This is a genomic window from Vibrio sp. Vb0667 (assembly GCF_033391095.1).
In genome coordinates this window covers 1-1046 of the sequence record NZ_JAWPOL010000395.1, presented here as the reverse complement: position 1 = coordinate 1046, position 1046 = coordinate 1, and the positions used below count along the sequence as shown (strand labels likewise).

Sequence of the window (1046 nt, the reverse complement as noted above, 5' to 3'; positions counted from 1 at the left end):
CAACCCATTTCTGGCACCCAACGATACGAGAGGAAAACAAAACCAATCGCCTCTGCCACCAGCGAAAATGTGACGATCTTTTTCACCAAACGACGCAAGTTGACTTGCCTTTCTTGGCCAAGTGCTTCTTTGGCTAATGCTTGCTGACGTAGACTCAAGCGCACCCCAAACATATAGAGCAGCACCGCAGATAAGGTCATTTGCCCTAAGCCGCCGATCTGCATCAAACACATCAGAAGAATTTTACCCGCGAGCGTAAAATGTTGGCCGGTATCGACCACACCCAACCCAGTCACACTGATGGCTGAAGTCGCGGTAAACAACGCGTCAGTAATAGACAGACCCGAAACCGAAAAAACCGGTAGCGTAAGCAGAACAGCAGAAGGCAATAACACTCCGAGAAAGCTCAGCAATATAATGCGCGGTTCGCCACCTTTCGCTTTATCTCGTTTGCCGTCTGGGACGTAAAAAACGCCTCTCTGATGAAATTGCGTCATAATGATTTCAGCTTGTTTGCCAACTTGTCTTGCGGGCCAACCACAATAATGAGATCGCCGATTTCAAGCGTGGTACTCATATCAGGCGCTTTGATGATTTCAGGGCCACGTTTAAAGCCCAACACTTGCACGCCTTCGACCTTGCACAGCGCCAAATCGCTTAACGTTTTACCCATCAAACGCGAGCCAACAACAAACTCTGTCATCGCTAATCCGCTGCCCAATGGATGAAATTCGAGTACGCGTTTATCCAGCATTTTGCGCGCCACACGAATGCCCATATCGCGCTCTGGCATGATGATGTGGTCTGCGCCAATTTTTTGCAGAACGCGAGCTTGGAATCGGTCGTTAGCTTTTACCCATACCGATTTTACACCCGCCTCTTTTGCTATCAGAGTAGCAAGAATACTGGCATTCACGTCCGCACCAATGGCAATCATCACCATGTCGTAATCATCGAGCTTGAGCTCTGCGACCGTTTCTTCATGAGTACAATTTGCCACAATGGCCTGACTCACAAAACCTGCAGCTTCTTTCACTCGATCTTCA

The 1046-nt window shown here is 48.7% G+C and carries 2 protein-coding genes; both read right to left on the bottom strand.

Annotated features, from left to right (window positions below; all coding sequences use genetic code 11):
- Positions 1-497 (bottom strand): potassium transporter TrkG (locus R8269_RS26180; RefSeq protein WP_318223036.1); only part of this gene is annotated, 497 nt, incomplete at its 3' end.
- Positions 494-1046: TrkA family potassium uptake protein (locus R8269_RS26175; RefSeq protein WP_318223035.1), on the bottom strand; the 553-nt coding region annotated here is incomplete at its 5' end. The genes R8269_RS26180 and R8269_RS26175, both read right to left, overlap by 4 nt.